Origin of the sequence: Pristimantibacillus sp. PTI5 (assembly GCF_048572955.1) — a bacterium.
In the GTDB taxonomy this organism is placed as follows: Bacteria; Bacillota; Bacilli; order Paenibacillales; family Paenibacillaceae; genus Pristimantibacillus.
Window position 1 is genome coordinate 1,677,547 of the sequence record NZ_CP183886.1, and the last position, 20,133, is coordinate 1,697,679.

A 20,133-nucleotide genomic window follows, 5' to 3' on the forward strand; every position below is an offset into this window, starting at 1 on the left:
TCTTATTCGTGAACCTGCTACTTTATATGACTTAAACTTGATCTTGATTACCGGTTGCCCAGCTCATATATGTCGAGAGAACGGAAAATGCACTCCTTATCCTCCGAGAAAAACGAGAAGCCCGTAGAGTCCGAATCATAGAATATCAAATTCGTAAGCATAGCTTGGCCGTACTCTGCAAATCTTCAGCGGAAGAGCGATCCACACAGATACGAAGCTACAATAAATTAGATAATGTTTTCAGTTTCCTTGTTGGTCTACAGGGAAAATCAGCATAAAAAAACGTCTTGGCGGACCGCGTCTAATCAACAAACAACTCAACTCAGTCAGGCTGAAAGTCAAAAATAGTTTCCTGGTCAGACTTAGTATCATTCACCCACACTTCAACTTGGGCGAAAAATGATAATCTGGACGCTAGCCTTTTTTAGATGTCTCGCACATCAAAATCGCTCCTTTCCTTATAATATTATGTGGCACAAACAAGCAAACGAAAGTGCTCACATTGTTCATTTGCACTATTATCTCCCTGAATTTATCAAAGCACACTAAGTAAGTCAATATTAAAATGTAATAATTAAAATGTCATTTGAAAACCGTTTAATGCATTTGCATTTAATTTGTAAACGAATCACAACTAAAATCAGAAATAAATTTATAATTTAAATGATTTTATCTAGAACCCTCATTCGGTATCCAAATTAGCACTCTTCATTAATCTTACATTTGAAAACTGAACAAGTGTTACTCTTCGTAAGAGCAAATGTATATATGGTTGTGCATTTGAAACTTTTTTATTGCAATGGAAAGGTAAATATTATACATTTACTATATATATTCACGATAATAGAGGACTGCAAGGCTCTGCGCAAAGATTAAAGCGGACCTAAACTACGCAGCTATGGAGAAAACAAGATGGGTAAAGAAAAAATCACGATACAAGATATCGCGGATTCACTGGGGATTTCCAGAAATACCGCCTCTAAAGCCTTGAATCATAACAAGACCATTCCAGAGGAAACACGAAATAAAGTCATTAGCCGGGCTATTGAATTAAAATACAAACAGTTTGCTTATATGGATACAGATACGATAAATCCCAAAAACCCGGGCAATATTGCTTTATTAACGAGCAGCCTTCTCACCAGCTCGCACTTTGGTTCATTTTTACTTAGCGGCTTAGAGAAAAGAATAAGCTCCGAAGGCTATAATTTGTCCATCCACATGGTCAGGGAAACAGAAATTAATGCTTTGTCTTTACCCAGCAACTTCGAAATTTCCAAGGTAGACGGGATTATTTGCATCGAAATGTTTAACAAAAGCTACAGTGAACTAATTACCGATATGGGTATTCCGACGATTTTTATCGATTGCGCCGCGAATATATTTTACCCCGATTTAAAGGCAGATGTTTTATTAATGGAAAATGAGCACAGCACGTATTGTGTAACCAAAACTTTAATCGAACAAGGTTGTACGACGATTGGTTTCGTCGGGGATTACAATCATTGCAAAAGCTTCAATGAACGATGGATTGGGTTCAACAGGGCATTGATCGAGTCCAATTTACCACTGGATCCGAATCACTGCATTGTGGACAAGGATCGCTACTTTTTTATGGAGTCCGGCTGGATAGATAAGCAACTGGAACGCATGAGCACGCTTCCGTCAGCCTTCGTTTGCGCAAATGATTTTATAGCCATAAATCTGATGAAAACGTTAAAAAACAAAAACATTAACATCCCTAACGACATTGCCGTTTCTGGATTTGACGACGCGCCGGAATCTCGAATCGTTGAACCGCATTTATCGACCGTTCATATTTTCAACGATGAAATGGGGATAACTGCTGCCGAATTGCTTCTATCCCGGTTAAAAAATCCCTCAAAAACGTTCCGGATCACCCATGTCAGAACGGAGCCCAAATTCCGAGCATCGACTGGGTCGCTCCAACATGTCCACTAAGCCCCATTAACAATAGTAGTGAGCTAAAAATAATATTCTTAAAATAGGACTTCCTAAAAGTTATCCAGCTTTTAGGAAGTCCTATTTATTCGTTTGCAGTGCTTTGCACATAATTGCTAAATCCAGCACATGATTTCGGCAGAAGAACGCTACTGTAGGGATCCACTGCCTTAATAAATAATCGCAAAAGATCTGTGATTTTATTAAGAGACGTTAAACACCAATAAAGCACATGCAAAATAGTATAAAAATTCATTTAGTTTGTTTATGAAGGATAGGAAGACAACCGAGCTTTCACCACGGCTTGTCTTCCTTAATTGATTTAACTCAACTTAATTAATTGACTGCCAGACTCTATAAATGATAACCGCTGCTTCGGCCCGAGTTGTTCCACCAAGCGGATTCAGCTTACCTTCGTCCCCCATTACCAGTTGTTGTTTAAGAAGTCCCGTCACTGCCTCCTTCGCATAGTTAGCTATGCGATCAGTGTCAGTAAACGTATTTATTTGGACATCATCCGAATGTTTAATCTTGCCGGTCACCTGTAGCGCACGGTATGTCATAACCATCATATCTTGTCTCGATAAGATTCCCTTAGGGTCGATAAGATTGTCTCCCGTACCCTTTACTATACCCAGTGCCATAGCAATCCCAACTTCTTCAGAGTAATCATCCTCCTTGAAGCTTGAATTCGCCTGACCCTTCAACTCTAGCAATCTAACGAGAAGCGCACAAAAATCTGCTTTTGTCACGAAAGAAGAAGGATTAAAATTCTCTTTGGAAACTCCATTTATTATCCCTCTCGAGGCCAAAGCTTCTATCGGCTTCTGCGCCCATAGAAAACGGTCCAAGTCAGTAAATGTCCGTTTCACATATGCGATGGCATAGGTACTAAAATGTGTGCTATTAAATATGACTTGATTTGATGCATTATCATATCTTCCACTCGGAATGGGAACTTCATTTCCAGATTCATCTATATACAGCACGACGATATGTTCTAAATCTAGTTGCTCCGCCGCACTAGGTGAATATGGGATTGTTACCTTAACCGGCGCCATTGGATTGTTCCATGGTATTTCTTTTCCATTTATGCTAACCGTGAAGGAAAGCACCGGGCGGTTTCCGATTCGACTACTTGTTTCCGCATCGATATGAGACACCGAAGCTTCTTTAATTGAGAGAGTAACCGTTCCTTCAGCTTTCAGAAAATGATTGGTCAACATATGACTTGGGACGGTAATAGCTCCAAGCGGCGTAAAGATTTCAAAACTTGTCAACCACTTGGATGTAGACAGATGGGCAGTCGGAAGTTCCAACGAATAACCTTTAGATCCGCTCGCTTCAGAAAATGTAATGACGATCTGCTTCCTACCTGCGTTGTCGTTTTCAGCCAGATCCAATGCTTGCTTAATTAAAGCATCACTGACTTTCGCATTTGCAACTTTATTCAAACCTTGCTTCGCTGGAACCGTAATACGAACCGTATTGCTCTCCTTTAGTACACTACCTTCATTTTGAGGTATTGCACTGGAGAGTTCATTGTCGACAACCTTGACATTTGCTGCTGCTATATAGCCTCCATATTCCGCTTGTATCACAGAAGTACCTGCATGTAGACCGGTAACCAATCCATTTTGATCTACAATTGCCACCTCAGGATTGCTCGATGTATAAATCGCTGACTTAGTAATATCCACAATAGTAGCGCCCGAGTCAGCTGCTTCGTACATTACGGAAACCGCACCTACGCTCGTTTGATGCGTTTGAGAAACATTCAACTGATAATTCCGATTGTCCATTCTAATTTTATTATAGGATTCATCTCTCCAAATACTCTTTATTTCATTGATTTGCAAATTGACTAGTTTCACCTCGCCTCCTATGGCAAAAACGGATGCCTCTTTGCTTTGCGGATCAGGAAAAATAAGATCGGATATGACTGTTTTACCATCCCCACCAAATACTTCAATAGACGACCAATCTACGAAAATGTGCATTTTGATTCTGTTACCGTTCGGTTCAAGTGGTGCTTCGTGTTTGGTCGCGAAGCTTGGATGCACTGCTGTTTCTCCCGACTTCGACCTATCCACAAATAATTGCTTGGATTCTGCATTATAACCAATGACCGTTTCCTCATTCGCCGACTTACGCACCTTAAAGCCAAACGTCTTTGCTGAACCCAGTTCAAACTCAGCAATGATTTCCATCTTGTCAGCGGATATTCCGTCAAGTAGATTATGATCCGAACCAATCGTAACGTTCGTTTCATTAATAATGGAATTCGTAATATTTTTCAATTCGTCAACAGGCGATTGAACCAGACGGATTGTATCATTTGCCTCTGTGATCAGCTTCAATTCGCGAGGAATAGACATCGAACCACGCCACCCTATACTAGGCGTATTTGATGCATACGCCCAGTTGCTCATCCAGCCCAGCCATATCTTCCGTCCATCCGCGGCTGCAATACCGCTCCATGAGACAGCAGCATAGAAATCTGCGCCATAATCGATCCAATTCAGATCTTCGGGAGATTCAATCGAGTTGTCCGGCGTAAACGTAGTACCGTCAAATTCCCCGATAAAATAAAGCATGCCTGATCCACCTGCCGGTGGTTCCGGAGCAGTTGCATTCACACCGTTCTTGTCCCCCAAAGAAATAATAAGCACCCATTTCTTATGATTTGGGTCTCCGTCAACGCTAATTTCGAATAAGTCCGGACATTCATAGATACCACGATGAGTGATGGCATATTCTGATCCAAACGAGCTGGCATAGGACCATTCCTTCAGGTTAGGAGATGTATAAAACTCTACTCTGTCCTTAACGGCAAGAGACATAATCCATTTTCCGGTTTCCTCATGCCAGAATACTTTCGGATCGCGGAAATCGACTGTATCCTTAGGAAACAATACAGGATTCCCTTCATATTTTATCCAGGTTCGCCCTTTGTCTTTGCTGTAAGCAATACTTTGAACCTGTGGCTTGCCGGGCACCTTACGATTATCGTTGTTGGTGTAGATAGCAACTAACCCAGAACCTTCTTTATCGAAGAAGCCACTCGTATTATTCGTATCTACGACCGCGCTGCCAGAAAAAATCGATCCATCCTCATCGGGTGCAATGGCCGGCGCCAGTTCTTCCCAATGCACAAGATCTTTACTCACCGCATGCCCCCAATGCATTTTGTCGAATGCAGGCTGCGCTGAAAACGGCGTATGTTGGTAGAACAAATGGTATTCACCCTCATAAAAAACCATTCCATTAGGATCGTTCATCCAGTTTCGTTCAGGTGTATAATGATACTGCGGACGGTAAGTGTCGGCGAACCGTATGCCCGAAGTACTGACCTGAATGTCATCGACGTTGATATAGCTGTGTGGCCCTTTGGCCTTTTGATCCACAATTTCCAAGTACACCTCTTCCCCTAAATACGATGAAGCATCCCACGTCACTTCTCCGAAAATATCCGAATCGGAACCAGTTGCCTTAAACAGTACCTCTTTATCTTTTGACCGGACAAGTGCCACATAGAGCCGATTCAGATCATTCCCACCTGCTATTAAAAACGATAGATTACCAGTGCCGTCCAATTCGAAGCTTCTGCTTCTTAAAGAGCCTGTAATCGTATCGTCTGTCCTTGATTTACTGGACAAGTAGTAGGTTCCCTCATGTCCGAAGCCACTTACAACACTAAAAGCTTGTGTAAAAGCTTCGCCCTGAGCCGTCCAATCCGATAACGTTCCGGTTTCAAAGCCTGAATTTGCAATTTCCGCCAAAGGCGTCACCGTCCGGAAATGATCGACGTTTAGATGTCCATATCCATCTGTAGCATAGTCCACGATTCGGAAGTAGAGCTCTTCTCCGATGTAAGCCGTTGCATCCCAATCGACCTTCCTGTATGTTTCATCGTCATGGCCAGTTTCCCTGAAAAGTGTTTCTCCCGTCGAATCTCTAACGAGCTCGACCGCCATCTGGTCCATGGACTTCTTGCCTCCGCCGATCAGGTATGTTATTCTGCCGTCTCCAGGTATGCTCTTGTCCCCTTCCAGAATAAAGTGAGATGACTCGAGTATACCCGTACCCCCATCGCCAGCGCCTAGGTAACCCCATAAATGGTAGTTTCCTTGCTGATGAAATGGCTGCGTTGTGTGATGAAATTTCTCGGCAGTGACCACGCCATTAAAGGCATTTCCGGACACAGACCTCCAGCCGCGCATATCACCTGCTTCAAAATCAGCATTTAATATATGAGGTGAAACATAAAAGTTAAAATCATCGACAAGAATATTCCCGGAGTTTGATTCATCCGCTACTTTAAAATAAAGCGTCTCATTAAGATAATCGGATACGTCCCACTCAATGGTCTGGAAGCGGCTTGACCCGGTTGAACCCTCTTTTCTTAATTCCTTCCCATCGCTTGCACGAATCAACGCCACGTAAAGCTCTTCTGCCGAATCTCCGGATATTTTGAAATTCACCATGCCGCTTCCTGACAACCTGAATTTGCTAGAAATCATCTGTCCGGTACCTTCCTTGGTGCCCATCGCATACATGTCACGTTGATACCCGGAAACTTTGCCGTTTATACCCGGTATTGCGGAAAATGAGTTACCTTCAACGGTCCAGCCGTTTAAATCACCCTGTTCAAAATCTTCATTTTCCATTAGATAAGATACTGAATTACTCTTGCGAACTTGTAACTCATCAATATTAATATGTCCTTCTCCGAGATCCAACACACGTATGAAAACATTCTCCCTTAAATACGCCCTAGTATCCCAAATAACCCGTTTATAGACTTCCGTGCCATCCCCCGAAGCCCTAAACAAGGTCTGGCCATCCTTGGCCCGGACCAGTTCAACATATTGCTTTCCGGAATTGCTCCCGCCAACCAACAACTCGATTTCACCGATTCCGCCCAGCTTGAACGTCTCCGATGTCAAAGTTCCGCTAGCACTGTCGCTGTTACTGCTAGACAAATGATACGTGCCGATGTGGCCATATGAGGTTCCGTTCACAGCAGCATTATTGGTCACTGCATCTTCAAAGGCTTCCCCTTCCATCGTCCACCCACTTAGATCACCCGTTTCGAAACCCGGATTGGACAGCTGGATCAAATGCTCTTGATAAACCTGGAAATCATCAACATTGATATGCTGCCAGCCGCCAGCCGCCACATTGTCTGCCACAAGTACGCGTAAGCGCTTTCCTAAATGCGCAGAAGCATCTAACGATACTCGCGTATAAGACTCAGATTCGGAAAACCATTCATTCCTGGTTCTCATCAGCTCCGTTTGATTCTCTGCATCAATCAGTGAGACATATTGATTATCCTGCTTGCCGCCGCCGATCATAAAGCTAATCTCCCCAGAGCCCCCTAATACAAATTCAGAGGAAAGGATGCTGCCTTTGAGCATATCATCTCCCCAAAAATGAAAATGCCCATGCTTGTTAATAGGATCCTTATGCCAATAATTCACTTCCCATTTCACTCGGCTTCTCATGTCATCCCCAATGACTGTCCACCCGGTTAAATCACCGGTTTCAAAATCAGGATTTACAATCTCGTGGATCGAATTATTAACATGAAAATCATCGACCCCGATATAACCGCTTCCATTATCTACAATTTTCAGATAGAGTTCTTGACCGAGATAGTCTTTCGCGTCCCAGATCACCCTTTTATAAGTCTTAGGGTTTTCTTGCAAATTAGCGCCAGAGGTCTTAAAGAGTTCCTCTCCATCAGAGGCGCGAATAAGTGCAACATACTGATATTCAAGCTGATTATCCCCACTAATAAGAAAATTGACTTCACCTGTACCGTCGAGCTTGAAGGTTGTGGATTGCAGTGATCCCACCGCGTCATCCGCTTGTCCGCTCAAATGATAATCTCCCTTATGATGATACGGCTTTTTGTCTTCTCCATAAGTGGATTCAGAAATGACCCTTTGGGCAAACGCGTTTCCAGTTTCTGTCCATCCATTCAAATTGCCCGTTTCAAAACCGGGATTTTCAATATTGAAAGCGATTTCAGATGTTTGAAGAGTACTCATTACTAAATCTTCATTTTGATTGAATGTCATCGTCGCTTCCGCCGATAACTTGTTCATCCAACCATTGATATTAAACACGCTTGATATAAAAAGAAGCATGACCAGAACTCGTGCTATTCTTCGTTTGCTGTTTCGATTGAACATCAACATATTTTGTTATCTCCATTTCTATAAGAATATTTGGTTGCTATCGGTTGGAATCTATATTATATAATTGGCATAAGGATTAGCATGATTTTGGGCAGAATGATTGGTATAACTAATACCCTCACAATATTCTGCCCATGTGTAATTATTTGCGGCTGCGAATGCGGTCAAGGAGAACGGCTACAACGATTACTCCACCCATTATGACCTTTTGCCAATACGAATCAACGTTTAAGAGTGTCAATCCGTTATTTAATACTGCAATAATTAAAACACCTATAATTGTGCCCTGAATTCGCCCGAAGCCGCCGACGAAGCTGGTTCCCCCAAGAATTACCGCTGCAATGGCGTCTAATTCCGCCATATTGCCTGCAGTAGGCTGCCCTGAGAATAGCCTGCCGGCAAGTACGACACCCGCAATTCCGGCTAACAGCCCGCTGATGGAATAAACCTTGATAAGCGTTCGCTCAACCTTGATTCCCGTTAGCCTAGCAGCCTCTTCATTACCTCCTACTGCATAAACATGACGACCGAACATAGTATATTTCAATACAAAAAACATAATAATGTAAACCAATGTCATAATGTAAATCGGGGTTGGGATACCAAGTATTTTTCCTGCGCCGAAAAATTTAAAAGTCTCATTTGTCAGTACAAGAGGGTATCCCCCACTAATAACAAGCGCCAAGCCCCTTAAATAAGTCATACTACCCAACGTGACGATAAAGGACGGAAGTTTTGGGACCGCAGTTAAGTAACCGTTAATCGCACCCGCTACAAGTCCGATAGCCGCTCCGGCCAGCATCGCAATTAATGGATTCACTCCGGCATTCGTAATCATGACCGAAATGACGCCCGACAAAGCAACCGTAGAGCCGACAGAAAGATCTATACCACCCGTTAAAATTACAAGTGTCATTCCTGCAGCTAGAATAGCCGTAATCGATACCTGCTTAAAAATATTCAGCATATTACTCGTTTCCAAAAAATGGGGTGCAAAAATCGCCATTCCCACGGACAGTAGCACTAATATAATGACCATGCCCATTTGATTAAAGGTATAGCTGAACTTATTTCTGATCAACTGGTCTTTGCCCCCAGCTGGTTGAAGGTTAGTATGCATTTATTTAATCTCCCCTGTGGCGTAATACATAATTTTTTCCTGCGTTGCCTCCTGCCTCGAAAGCTCCGCTCTGATTTTCCCTTCTTGCATGACCAAAATACGGTCGCTAATGCCTAGTATCTCCGGAAGCTCAGAGGAAACGACCAGCACAGCAAGGCCTTGCTCCGCCAGTTTGCTAATAATTTTATGAATTTCTGTTTTAGCCCCAATGTCAACGCCCCGGGTCGGTTCATCAAGCAGGAGTACCTTAGGTCCAATCGAGAGCCATCTTGCAATAATGACTTTTTGCTGGTTTCCACCACTGAGTCCCATTACATTTTGATCCTTGGACGCAGCTTTGACCCCTAAATCCTTTATTAATTTTTCGGCATCCATTTTCATTCGGCCATACTGCAAAATACCGCTATTGCGATAGACATGCATCTGGGCCATTAATATATTTTCCTGGACGGACAGATTTGGAAACAAGCCCTGCTCCTTCCTGCTTTCCGGAACATGAGCAATCCCGTAATGGATGGCGTCGGATGGCGATTGAATGTTCACTGGCTTTCCATCGATATTGATTTGACCTCTGCTCAACCCCGATATACCGAATATGGTACGAATGAGCTCAGTCCTGCCCGCTCCTACCAAACCGGCCAAGCCGACGATTTCACCCGGATACAAACGCAGTGAAATGCTTTTTACCGTTTTTTTGTCGGAAATATCGATTAACTCCAGAACGGGCTCACGCTTCGTTGTTGCAGCAGCCACCGCATAAGTTCTTTGGAAAAGGTCCTTAATTTCCCTGCCGACCATAAGCTTAACAAGATGATCTGGGTTCGTATCCGATATCGGACCGCTAGTAATCCATTGCCCGTCACGCAGAACTGTGAATCGATCGGAAATACGAAAGATTTCATCCATGCGATGTGAGATATAAACGATCGCGACGCCCTTGCGTTTAAGATCATCGATTATTACAAACAGCTTATCGATTTCTTTATCGGTTAATGATGCCGTAGGTTCATCCATAATTAAAACTTCAGAATTAAATGACAATGATCTGGCAATTTCCACCATTTGCTGCTGAGCTATGCTTAAAGTCGATACCTTCGCCCTCGGATCCAATGTCGAACCGATCGACCTTAGAATCGCTTCCGCTTTCTCATATATAAGATGCCATTTAATAAATCCAAATTTGTTCCTTGGAAATCTCGTGCCCATCAAAATATTTTCGCCGATCGTCAGGTTGGGGGACAGGCTGATTTCCTGATGGATGACACTAATTCCCCCATCTCTTGCGGCCATCGGACTAGGCCACTCTGCGATTTCATCTTTATACAGAATACTGCCGGAATCCGGGCGATAAACGCCGGCCATTATTTTCATCAAGGTAGACTTTCCTGCCCCATTCTCCCCCATAAGAGCATGAACTTCTCCCTTATACAAATCAATTTTGACATCATGAAGAACTTGGACACCTGAAAAGGATTTATTAACTGAAACCATCTTCATTACGGGCTGCACCTCGGTTTTTGGTTCCGCAGCGTTTTTTTTATCTAGGACACTCTGCATTGTGTCACCCCTTGTTACTAGATTACATCCAAAAATATGAGTAAAACTTGGATGAGATGCGTTATCTGTTTCAGATAACGCACCTCGTTCTCTAGCTATTACCAGCCTTTGTAGGAATCAACATTATCTTGTGTAATCAATTCCGTCGGAATCAGTACTTGCGGCTCTACCGTCTCCCCGTTAATAACCTTTATCGCCAACTCGATTCCTTGAATAGCCATCTGGTTTGGGAATTGAGCGGATGTTGCCGCATAGCTTTTCTTTTCTTTCAAAGCGTCCGCAGCACTTGGCGCACCGTCGACCCCTACAATGAAAAATTCATCCGAACGTCCAGCCTGCTCTTGAGCGATCTTGACGCCTACGCCTTCTTCGTCATTGATACAGAATACGGCATCGATCTGTTTATTAGCCTGAAGTATGCCTTCCATCAGCGTCAGCGCTTTTTCACGATTACCTTCACCGTTCTGATTGGCAACTACTTTAATGTCCGGGTATTTGGCCAATACTTCTTCGAAGCCCTTGATGCGGTCGGTAACGGCAGATACCGGTGGTCCGTCGATAACGACAATGTTTCCTTTGCCTTCCAAGCGGTCAGCCAAATATTGACCTGCCAGGCGTCCTGCTTGCACATTATCGGACATAACGACGGTATCGATACCGCCTTCTGCGCTTCCGTCTAACGCAACAACCGGAATGCCAGCAGCCTTCGCTTGCTGTACCGCACCGGCAATTCCCTTTGAATCAAAAGGACTGAGCAGAATCAGATCCACTTTTTGCGTAATAAAATCTTCAAATTGCTGGGTTTGCTTCGCCAGATCGTGATCCGCCGATACGACGATGACTTCCGCGTTGTATTTGGCGGCCACTTCTTGAGCTCCCTTGGACATGGCAACAAAGAATGGGTTACCCAGTGTCGGAACTGTCAATCCGATTTTCATTTTTTTCTGTTCCGACTGCTCATCCGTTTTACCCGCATTCGCATCTTTATTCGCCGCTTCATTGGTCGCAGCCGTCGTATTATTATTCGAACCTGCTTTGCTGCTGCCGTTATTGCCTGTACAGGCAGAAAGCACGAACACCAGAGCCAACATGATAAGACACAACACTTTATATGATTTCATTGAGTACCCTCCAATATTTTTTAAATAAATATAAACACCGATTACACTTGGTTTTTTCCGGCAAATTTAAGACAATACAAATAGACTTGCTTTTTGAATCTTCACGATTTTTTAAGCATGTTCAAATACGGGTGTGAACAACTGGGCTGCAACCATTCGCCGTGGACTAAGCCGTTGTTTACACTCGTTCCTTTATCGTATTATGCTCTAACATAGATCAACTCCTTGCGGCTCCAATCATAATAGGAACCTAATATACAGATGAGCCCCCCTCTGAAGCAGTTGCATCGGCATTTCCCCATCCTCGCTAAGCACCACCTCCTTTAAATTTCCGTTTCAAGAAATTACGAATACTATTCTGTCATTATCAAAGCTGTTTACAGCACGTAATTAGTGAAAACTTTAGTTTCTCTATATATTCAGCTTGATTAGTTTTGATGAAAATACCAAAACTAATTTTAACCAAGTATTATATCACATTACATTGTAAGCACTTACATTGAAGTGTTTGTAATATGCTATAATTTACAAATTAACAGACCAGCATCGTTTGGTCAATAGTTAAGTAAACCTAATTTTGTTCATACGTAAAATAATGCTTTGTTATTATCGAATAAATTTGTTCAATTACTTACTGTATGACCATAACCACAAGACTTCTCGGTTGATTTTGCAAGTAAATAAGCATTAAACTTATATATTGCATTGGACGTGATATTTTTCAGATAGAATTCACTCTTTCGTTTGAACTTAAAATTTTTACAAAACATATTTATGTTTACACTTAAATTATTTTTTTGTAACTATTAATAGTGTATTTTCTGTTCTAATGGGTTGATTAGTTGGCATAATTCTCTCTCGTATCTTTTTTAACCAACTAAGGAAGGTTATGATTAATTTTGCTCAATTTAGCTCCTAGTTTTATTTCGTCAATTTCCTCAATATTAAAACTAGAAAATATACAAATTCAGTAAACCTATATATCTGAGTTTCTATTAGTTTTTTGGCTCGCAATGATACTAACAATGAATCAATATGATTGTTGTTCCTGTTTAAAATCCATAACAAAGCCAAATTTCAAATGATCCCTCGCAGATAAAAAAATTCGTAAAGATGTGCTTTCATATGCTAAAAAAGCTGGGTTGTCTTTGAAAAAAGGAAAAATAAAAGATGTCCACTTTCATGGACATCTTTTATTTTTTCTGCAGATAGGCTAACCTCTTCAACTTGGTGTCCCTAACTATACTTCCGCATTTCTGGCAAAGGTGAAATCCCGCGAATAAGCGATCATTCTTTAGAAAACAAAATCATACCGAGGGAGTTTAATAAAAAGAACAGGCTACCGTAGCGCCTGCTCATCCATGTGTGTTATTCAACTATCGTTCCCAGTTAGTTCAATGATTCCTCCTCACGTCACTTTAATGACGTATGGAGGTTTATCTGGCTTCAGTATACGAGCGTTATATACACTCGTCATGCAAATTCATCGATGATCAGGTGATTACACGGTACAGTTTTGGAGGTACAAATCTATAATGCTGCTGAATACAGGAAAAGCCTACATTCCAAGGAATGTGGGCACGATGGTTTACTCCTACTCCTTTTCGTTTAAAGATTTGTAGCACTTAAGCTGCTCCATGATAAATAAATGCATATTACTGCTACAATGAAAAAGGAGCCAGATACCTTCTTATTTCTCCGCATTTTTATTCCATATGAACCGAAGAAGATTGCCGCAGCTAATTTGGAAAGGCTTTGATAATAACCATGATTCGAAAAATATGAGCTGCTAAATACAATTGAAAGAAGCAAAGCGGATAAAATAAGTACCTTAAACCACAAAGGTTCGCTTAAAAATTGTCTATACATCGCTTTAATAGGCTGCATATGGAATTATTTCCTTCCTAAACTAAATGTATTTCTACTTCAGTTACCTATACCTTCTGTGTCCTAGCTCTTCTTTACCTTAACTTTCTTATTCCTCATAATAAACTTTCCATAATTCCCATCTTGCTCACACCGAAGTAAGTCTCACTTATAATAATAAATTTTAAAAATTTCATATTGAGACTTACTTCTTATATAATACTCCACGATTTGAGGCTAAAACGAAAAAAGCCTGATATATCAAAGATCTTGACCATATCAGGCAACTTTTAGTCTAACTTATAGATATAACTAGTCTCATTTATAGATATAATCCACATTTACCAAACGACAACCCCTAAACCTTATAAGCCTTCATCGCTTTGCGAAGCTCCTTAAAGCTAGGACGCTTGCCGTACATCAGTACGCCCGTGCGGTAGATCTTCGCCGATACCAATACCGCAATGTAAATGGTAACCAGCAGAATACCGATGGATGCCCATAGCTGCCATACCGGCGGATCAGCCAAACCAAGACGGAGCAGCATGACGAATGGCGAGAAGAACGGGATGAAGGAAGATACCTTCACCAGAACGCTGTCCGGGCTTGAAATGCTGAATATCGAAATATAGAAGCCCGCCAGAGAAAGCATGGTGATCGGAAGCACCGCTTGGCCCAGGTCCTCCGTACGGCTGACAATCGATCCAACCGCTGCGAATAAAGTGGCGAACAGGAAGTAACCCGTCAAGTAGAACAAGACGGCATAAAGCAGAAGCATCGGATCAATTTGGGTTAAATCGACATTGAATTCATCCATCACTTTGTTATTATGCGGCAAGCTGATATTCACGATAATGACAATGACATAGATCGAAATTTGAATGAGTCCCACCAAAAACATCCCGAAGATTTTACCGAACATCTGCTTAAGCGGCGAAACGCTTGTAATGAGCAGCTCCATGACCCGCGAGCTTTTCTCAGCCGTAATTTCCGATGCAATCAATTGGCCCGTAATCATGATAGCCATAAACAGAAGAACGACGATGAAATAAACGAGTCCCATATTCATAGCTTGCTCTTCCGGTGTTTTCCCGTCTCCTACATTGCCCGCGCCTTCGGTAGCGGAAATCTGTACCGATGCGATTTCAATCGGCGCGTTCAGCAAGGCCAGCTGTGAATCCGTTAAGCCTGCATCCTGCAATACGGTAGCCTGACGAATCGCTGCAAGGCCGTTTTGAATCGAAGTGGTTAGATTGAATGCAAGCAGCTTCTCGGATTTATACGTGATTGCCGGAAAACCGCTGTCGGTCATTTCTCCAAACGCTAAGTAGCCTTTCACCTTTTTATCCGTAATGGCTTGCTTCAGCTGTTTTTCATTCTCGGCCTCTGAGCCTTTATCCTCGTAAGGGATAAGCTCTACGCCCGGCTTCTCCTGCATTTCGAAATACGCTTTAAGCTGATCGCCTGTGGCAGTTCCTTCCGCTTGCTGCGTCTGAATATATCCGATTTTCGTAGCTTTGTCTCCGCTTCCGAACTGCGAGAAAATATAAGGCAGATTAATAGCGATAGACATAATAACCGCAATAATGATCGTTGTAATCATGAATGCTTTGCCTCTGAATTTATTTCTCAGCGTAAACCCCACAACTGTCCAAAACTTATTCATGGCTATCACCGCCTACTGTTTTAATAAAAATTTCGTTTAACGTCGGTTCCTTGATCTCGAATCTCGTAATCGTCGTTTGTTCTAAAGCATGGCGTAAAATCTCGGCGCCCGCCGCCTCATTCGCAATGCCTACCTCATAGCCGTATTCATGCCGGTTAACGCTCGTAACGCCTGCAATCCGCTCAATGCCGGTTACTTCCTTCTCCGTGTTCAAAATAACGCGTTCCTTCGGGAATTGTTTTTTGATTTCCTTCAAATTCCCTTTCAGCACGGCGTTTGAGCGATGCAAAATCGTAATGTTACGGCAAAGTTCCTCTACATGCTCCATGCGATGAGTAGAAAACAAAATACTCGTGCCGGAGTCGCGCAGCTCCTTAACCGTTGATTTGAGCAGCTCGACGTTAACCGGATCCAGTCCACTGAACGCTTCATCGAGAATAACGATTTTGGGCGAATGGATTACGCTTGCGATAAATTGAATTTTTTGCTGATTCCCTTTGGAAAGCTCTTCGACCTTCTTGCTGTAATACTCCGGAACCTCGAAGCGATCCAGCCATTTCTTCAAGCTTTGCTCCGCGTCCTTCTTCGACATGCCGCGCAGCTGGGCCAAATAGATAAGCTGGTCGCAGACGCGCACTTTCGGATACAAGCCTCTCTCCTCAGGCAAATAGCCAAGATTGCTAAGCTGATTGTGACTGTAAGCCTTACCGTGATACAAAATGCTGCCTTCGTCCGGATAGATCAGACCAAGCACCATTCTCATCGTCGTTGTTTTCCCTGCCCCGTTGGCGCCGAGCAAGCCGTAAATCTCTCCCTCGCTCACCTCAAAGCTGATGCCGTTGACGGCCGTTTTTTCCCCGTATTGCTTAACGACTTTCTCTACTTTTAATGGATTCAATTCACTCATCCCCCTCGATTAATTGCTTCGTATGCTTAAACGGTCCTGCATAAGCAATGCGCTCATAATTTCATCCAGCTCCAGTGCTTGCCTGCTTACGATTTGATACCCCTCAGCTTCGCACCACACTTCTGCGGCTGCTGCTTTATTCGTTGTGATGCGATAGGTTGTCGCACCGGCATGCTCTACCCCGCATTGGCCCGGCATGGCTGCCGCCTTCTTCGATGACAGGTCGGAGCCGCTTACGAATAACGTAAACCAGCTGCTGAACAGCTCATCCTTCTCGTATACGCCAATTACTCGTCCATGTGCCATAAATACGATAAAATCAGCTAGCCTTTTTACTTCTTCGATAATATGGGAGGTCATAAGAATCGTACGGTCTCCTCGATCCATATACCGATGCAGCACTTCAATCATCGTCTTCCATGCAAGCGGGTCGAGTCCGGAAGAAGGCTCATCCAGCAAAAGCAGCTCCGGCCCATGTGCCATCGTTAAAGCAAATTCGAATTTGCGGCGCATGCCCTTCGACATTTTGCCCAGCAGCTGGTTATCATCGACTTCAAGGATATGCAGCAGCTCGCGATAGCGGTTCACGTCCCAGTTGTCGTACCAGAAACGATGAAACTCAGCCTTTGCTGTCCCCTTCATATTGTCCTCGTGCGAGGAGGACTGATCATGCAAATAACCTATTTTTTTCTTCAGCTCCGTATCGATGCCTTGCTCTACACGGTGACCAAGCAGTTCGATTTTCCCTTCGTCCGCTTTATCCAAATCAAGCATTAACCGGAACGTTGAGCTCTTGCCGCAGCCGTTCGGGCCGACAATCGCCGTGATATAACCCTTTGGAATGCTCATATGGAGCGGTCCCAGCTTAAAATTCGCACGATTCTGCACAACTCCGTCTAATTGAATCGCCATCGTCTCATCTATCATGCGGTACTCTCCTTTAGTCAAAATGCTTATTCATCGCTTCCTTAAACATCGTCTCCAGCTCTTCCTCCGTGCACTGTACCCTTTTTCCGGCAATGACCGCTTGTTCAAGCGCTTCAATCACGGCAGAAAGCCGATGCCGATCACGCTCCTGTTCTCCAACCTGTGCCACATACGTCCCCGTTCCTTGCCGCGTCCGCAGCAGGCCCTCTGCTTCCAAATCGTTATACACTCGCTTAACTGTTATGACACTGCATTTTACCGTCTGGGCAAGCTCTCTTATCGACGGCAGCAGCATCCCTTCCGCAAGCTGTCCGCTGACGATTAAAGCGCGCAGCTGCACTTCGATTTGATGATACAGCGGTTCTGCGCTTTGCTCGTTGATTTGTATCGGCAGCCGCATGGCCTTCACCTTCTTCCATTCCTGAATAGATCTATGTTCTGTAGGTGCGACTCTCTAACCGTTTCTCAATTCGATTGACTCCGATGAATATTGCCACGGCGCTAACTGCGATAGCAGCTAACGATATCCACCAGAAGCCGTTCTCAATCGCTTCAAATGACGTAACCACAATATTTCCAACCTTGAAAATAGCTAAGCTAGCTGAAATCGCGAGTAACACGACGATATAAGCCAAATTAAAAAAGAAGTATATTTTTCCGGAATGGCCTACTTCCCAGTATACATATCCAATCGCCATCGTTAGGGAGTAACCGTACCAGAATAGAGCATACAGCGCAAAATGCCCGACTGATAGGTCTGCACCCATATTACGTACAAGAAGGAACTGTAAGATAAAGAAGAGAAGCTGAGCGCAAAACAATACAACCGCCAACTGAATGATTCGTCCGAGCGCAATTTGTCTCGAGGAGATGGGCAGCGTTCTCCACTGGGCCATCTTTCTTGTGTATGAATTTTCTTTCCATGAACGCATCATCGTTTGATTGATTATAAAACCGAGACAAGGCAGAATCGTTAAATAGATAAAGTCCGTCGCCCAGCTAATCATATTTTTGTCTTCCCCATCAACCACATCATTTAATAACGGAACCGTGAATAGCAATAAATAACCAACAAACGCTAACGTGTAAAGACTTTTCCATCGATCCTTAGCCAGCTCATGCTTTGCTAAATACCAAGCACCCTTCCATAAACCCACGGCATTTGCTCCTTTCGAACCTTCACTCAACATACTGTATATATCTTTATACACAGTATATTCACTGTATACACAGTTGTCAACCATTCCCATGAATTTAATTGTTAAATGTTGGATAGCCTCTCCTTAAGCACAAAAAAAACCATGCAGTCAAAAGAGTCGTCTCTTTCGTAAGCATGGTTTCACTGTGTACATTGAATAGTAGGTTAGCCAAAAATAGCGTCGATGACCGGTTTCGTATGACCGCCTGGATACATCAGGTACAACAAAATATAAACCATTGTACCGGTGATTGCCGTTACAAACCAGATCAGCGAGGTTACCTTCCCCCATTTGCGATGCTTCGCAAATTTCTTCTTATAGCCCAACGTGAGCGTTGTAATGCCGAAAACGGCCGCAACCGTAGCCAGCACGATATGGAATAACAAGAAGACAAGATAGTAAGGCTTCAAGCCATCCGGTCCGCCCCATGATGTATTGCCTACGAATATCGTACGCGATACATAGACGATAAAGAAGATCGTTGCGGAGACCGCGGCATAGAACATCACCTTCTGATGCTCCTCCAGCCTGCGTTTAATGGCCAGTCTCCAGCCCACAGCAACCAAGACCGCACTCAGTACGATGAAGAAGGTACTTATTGTCGGCATAATATTATAACTGTTCAACGTTACCCCACCTATAGTTAACAAAATGATTAGTACGGATTAAGCCGTACCGGTATTCGTATTCGGCAAATCGTCTTCGGTATGTTCACGTTTGAACCATTGCTTAAAAATATAGGCGAGAATGATTCCGTACATAAGCTCTTGCACGAGCTTCATCACAATACCGCCAAGCTGCTGGTCCTCAACGACATCCATTATATTAAAAAATTGCGGTCCGCTGAAGCTCTCTAGCAGCCTTGTTGGATCACCAGATACGCAATAGCCCATAGCAGTCACCCAAACGTTGGGATCACTATATATCGCATACATAGAGCTTTTTGCAAAAATAATTAATGCGCACGCCGGCGTCAACAGCATCCCGTTTGCAAAAACATAGGCCATCCTCTTTAGATCCGTCAGCTTGGCCCACTCCGGCACGGGAACAGCGATTTGCCACCACATCATAAAGGATGTAATCAGCAAAATAAAATAATAAAGACGATGCACCGCAAAGTGCGTCATCACATAGTCATGGACAATAGGAATATGGTAAACAGAAAACAACACATTAAACAGAACGAGACACATAACCGGATGCATCATAAAGCTCAGCTTCTTCCAAAAAGGAGCCGAAAACGTCATTTTCCATAGGAAGCTTGGAATGCCAAGCAGCACAAGCGGCGGCACAATCAAGTACGACACCGACATATTGATCATATGAAACGTAAACATCAGATGGCCTAATAGATTAAAAGGCCCGCCATGCACTAAATAAAACATAACCGCAGCCGAAACAAACATCGTTTTTTGTTTTGCTGTCGCAGCAGGAGCCTGCGGAGCATGCTTCTCACGCCATGGACCGATCAAATAGAAATATAGAATGACTATGGCAGCCATCCCGAACATAAACATGGGGGTCCACAATTCTTCGAAGCGAAAGTATTGTAAGCCAAGCATCGTGGAATCTCCTTTCAATTGCGATAACCTTTTTTAC

The 20,133-nt window shown here is 43.2% G+C and carries 13 protein-coding genes; 1 reads left to right on the forward strand and 12 read right to left on the reverse strand.

Annotated elements, in window-relative coordinates:
- Positions 1 to 47 precede the first annotated feature (47 nt).
- On the reverse strand, positions 48 to 161 hold the full coding sequence (locus ACN6MW_RS07595; protein ID WP_419874922.1) for a hypothetical protein: 114 nt from the start codon (positions 159 to 161) through the stop codon (positions 48 to 50).
- A gap of 751 nt (positions 162 to 912) precedes the next feature.
- Here ACN6MW_RS07595 and ACN6MW_RS07600 point away from each other — a divergent pair.
- Positions 913 to 1,962 (forward strand): LacI family DNA-binding transcriptional regulator, encoded by a 1,050-nt coding sequence (locus tag ACN6MW_RS07600; RefSeq protein ID WP_419874923.1) that lies wholly within the window; start codon positions 913 to 915, stop codon positions 1,960 to 1,962.
- A 332-nt stretch (positions 1,963 to 2,294) separates the two neighbouring features.
- Here the strand turns inward: ACN6MW_RS07600 and ACN6MW_RS07605 are convergent, their stop codons facing one another.
- The 11 genes from ACN6MW_RS07605 to ctaG all read right to left on the reverse strand — a co-directional run bounded on the left by ACN6MW_RS07605 (position 2,295) and on the right by ctaG (position 20,096).
- Positions 2,295 to 8,171, reverse strand: coding sequence for a GH32 C-terminal domain-containing protein (locus ACN6MW_RS07605; protein WP_419874924.1), 5,877 nt, complete (start codon positions 8,169 to 8,171; stop codon positions 2,295 to 2,297).
- A 142-nt stretch (positions 8,172 to 8,313) separates the two neighbouring features.
- A complete protein-coding gene (locus ACN6MW_RS07610; RefSeq protein WP_419874925.1) occupies positions 8,314 to 9,291 on the reverse strand; it encodes an ABC transporter permease in 978 nt (325 codons plus the stop codon).
- A complete protein-coding gene (locus tag ACN6MW_RS07615; RefSeq protein WP_419874926.1) occupies positions 9,292 to 10,848 on the reverse strand; it encodes a sugar ABC transporter ATP-binding protein in 1,557 nt (518 codons plus the stop codon).
- A 98-nt stretch (positions 10,849 to 10,946) separates the two neighbouring features.
- Positions 10,947 to 11,969: an ABC transporter substrate-binding protein gene (locus ACN6MW_RS07620; RefSeq protein WP_419874927.1), complete on the reverse strand. Its 1,023-nt coding sequence runs from the start codon at positions 11,967 to 11,969 to the stop codon at positions 10,947 to 10,949.
- 2,224 nt (positions 11,970 to 14,193) lie between these two features.
- On the reverse strand, positions 14,194 to 15,501 hold the full coding sequence (locus tag ACN6MW_RS07625; RefSeq protein WP_419874928.1) for an ABC transporter permease: 1,308 nt from the start codon (positions 15,499 to 15,501) through the stop codon (positions 14,194 to 14,196).
- Positions 15,494 to 16,399, reverse strand: a complete 906-nt coding sequence (locus ACN6MW_RS07630; protein ID WP_419874929.1) for an ABC transporter ATP-binding protein — start codon at positions 16,397 to 16,399, stop codon at positions 15,494 to 15,496. Before ACN6MW_RS07630 ends, ACN6MW_RS07625 begins: the two co-directional genes overlap by 8 nt.
- A gap of 18 nt (positions 16,400 to 16,417) precedes the next feature.
- Positions 16,418 to 17,335 (reverse strand): ABC transporter ATP-binding protein, encoded by a 918-nt coding sequence (locus tag ACN6MW_RS07635; protein WP_419874930.1) that lies wholly within the window; start codon positions 17,333 to 17,335, stop codon positions 16,418 to 16,420.
- A 13-nt stretch (positions 17,336 to 17,348) separates the two neighbouring features.
- Positions 17,349 to 17,735, reverse strand: coding sequence for a GntR family transcriptional regulator (locus ACN6MW_RS07640; RefSeq protein WP_419874931.1), 387 nt, complete (start codon positions 17,733 to 17,735; stop codon positions 17,349 to 17,351).
- A 31-nt stretch (positions 17,736 to 17,766) separates the two neighbouring features.
- Positions 17,767 to 18,492 carry a hypothetical protein gene (locus ACN6MW_RS07645; protein WP_419874932.1) on the reverse strand — a complete coding sequence of 242 codons (726 nt, stop codon included), beginning with the start codon at positions 18,490 to 18,492 and terminating at the stop codon, positions 17,767 to 17,769.
- Positions 18,493 to 18,698: 206 nt separating this feature from the next.
- Entirely contained in the window at positions 18,699 to 19,142 is a 444-nt protein-coding gene (locus tag ACN6MW_RS07650; RefSeq protein ID WP_414698884.1) for a DUF420 domain-containing protein, read from the reverse strand.
- Between the two features lie 57 nt (positions 19,143 to 19,199).
- On the reverse strand, positions 19,200 to 20,096 hold the full coding sequence (ctaG, locus tag ACN6MW_RS07655; protein WP_419874933.1) for a cytochrome c oxidase assembly factor CtaG: 897 nt from the start codon (positions 20,094 to 20,096) through the stop codon (positions 19,200 to 19,202).
- Between the last annotated feature and the right edge of the window lie 37 nt (positions 20,097 to 20,133).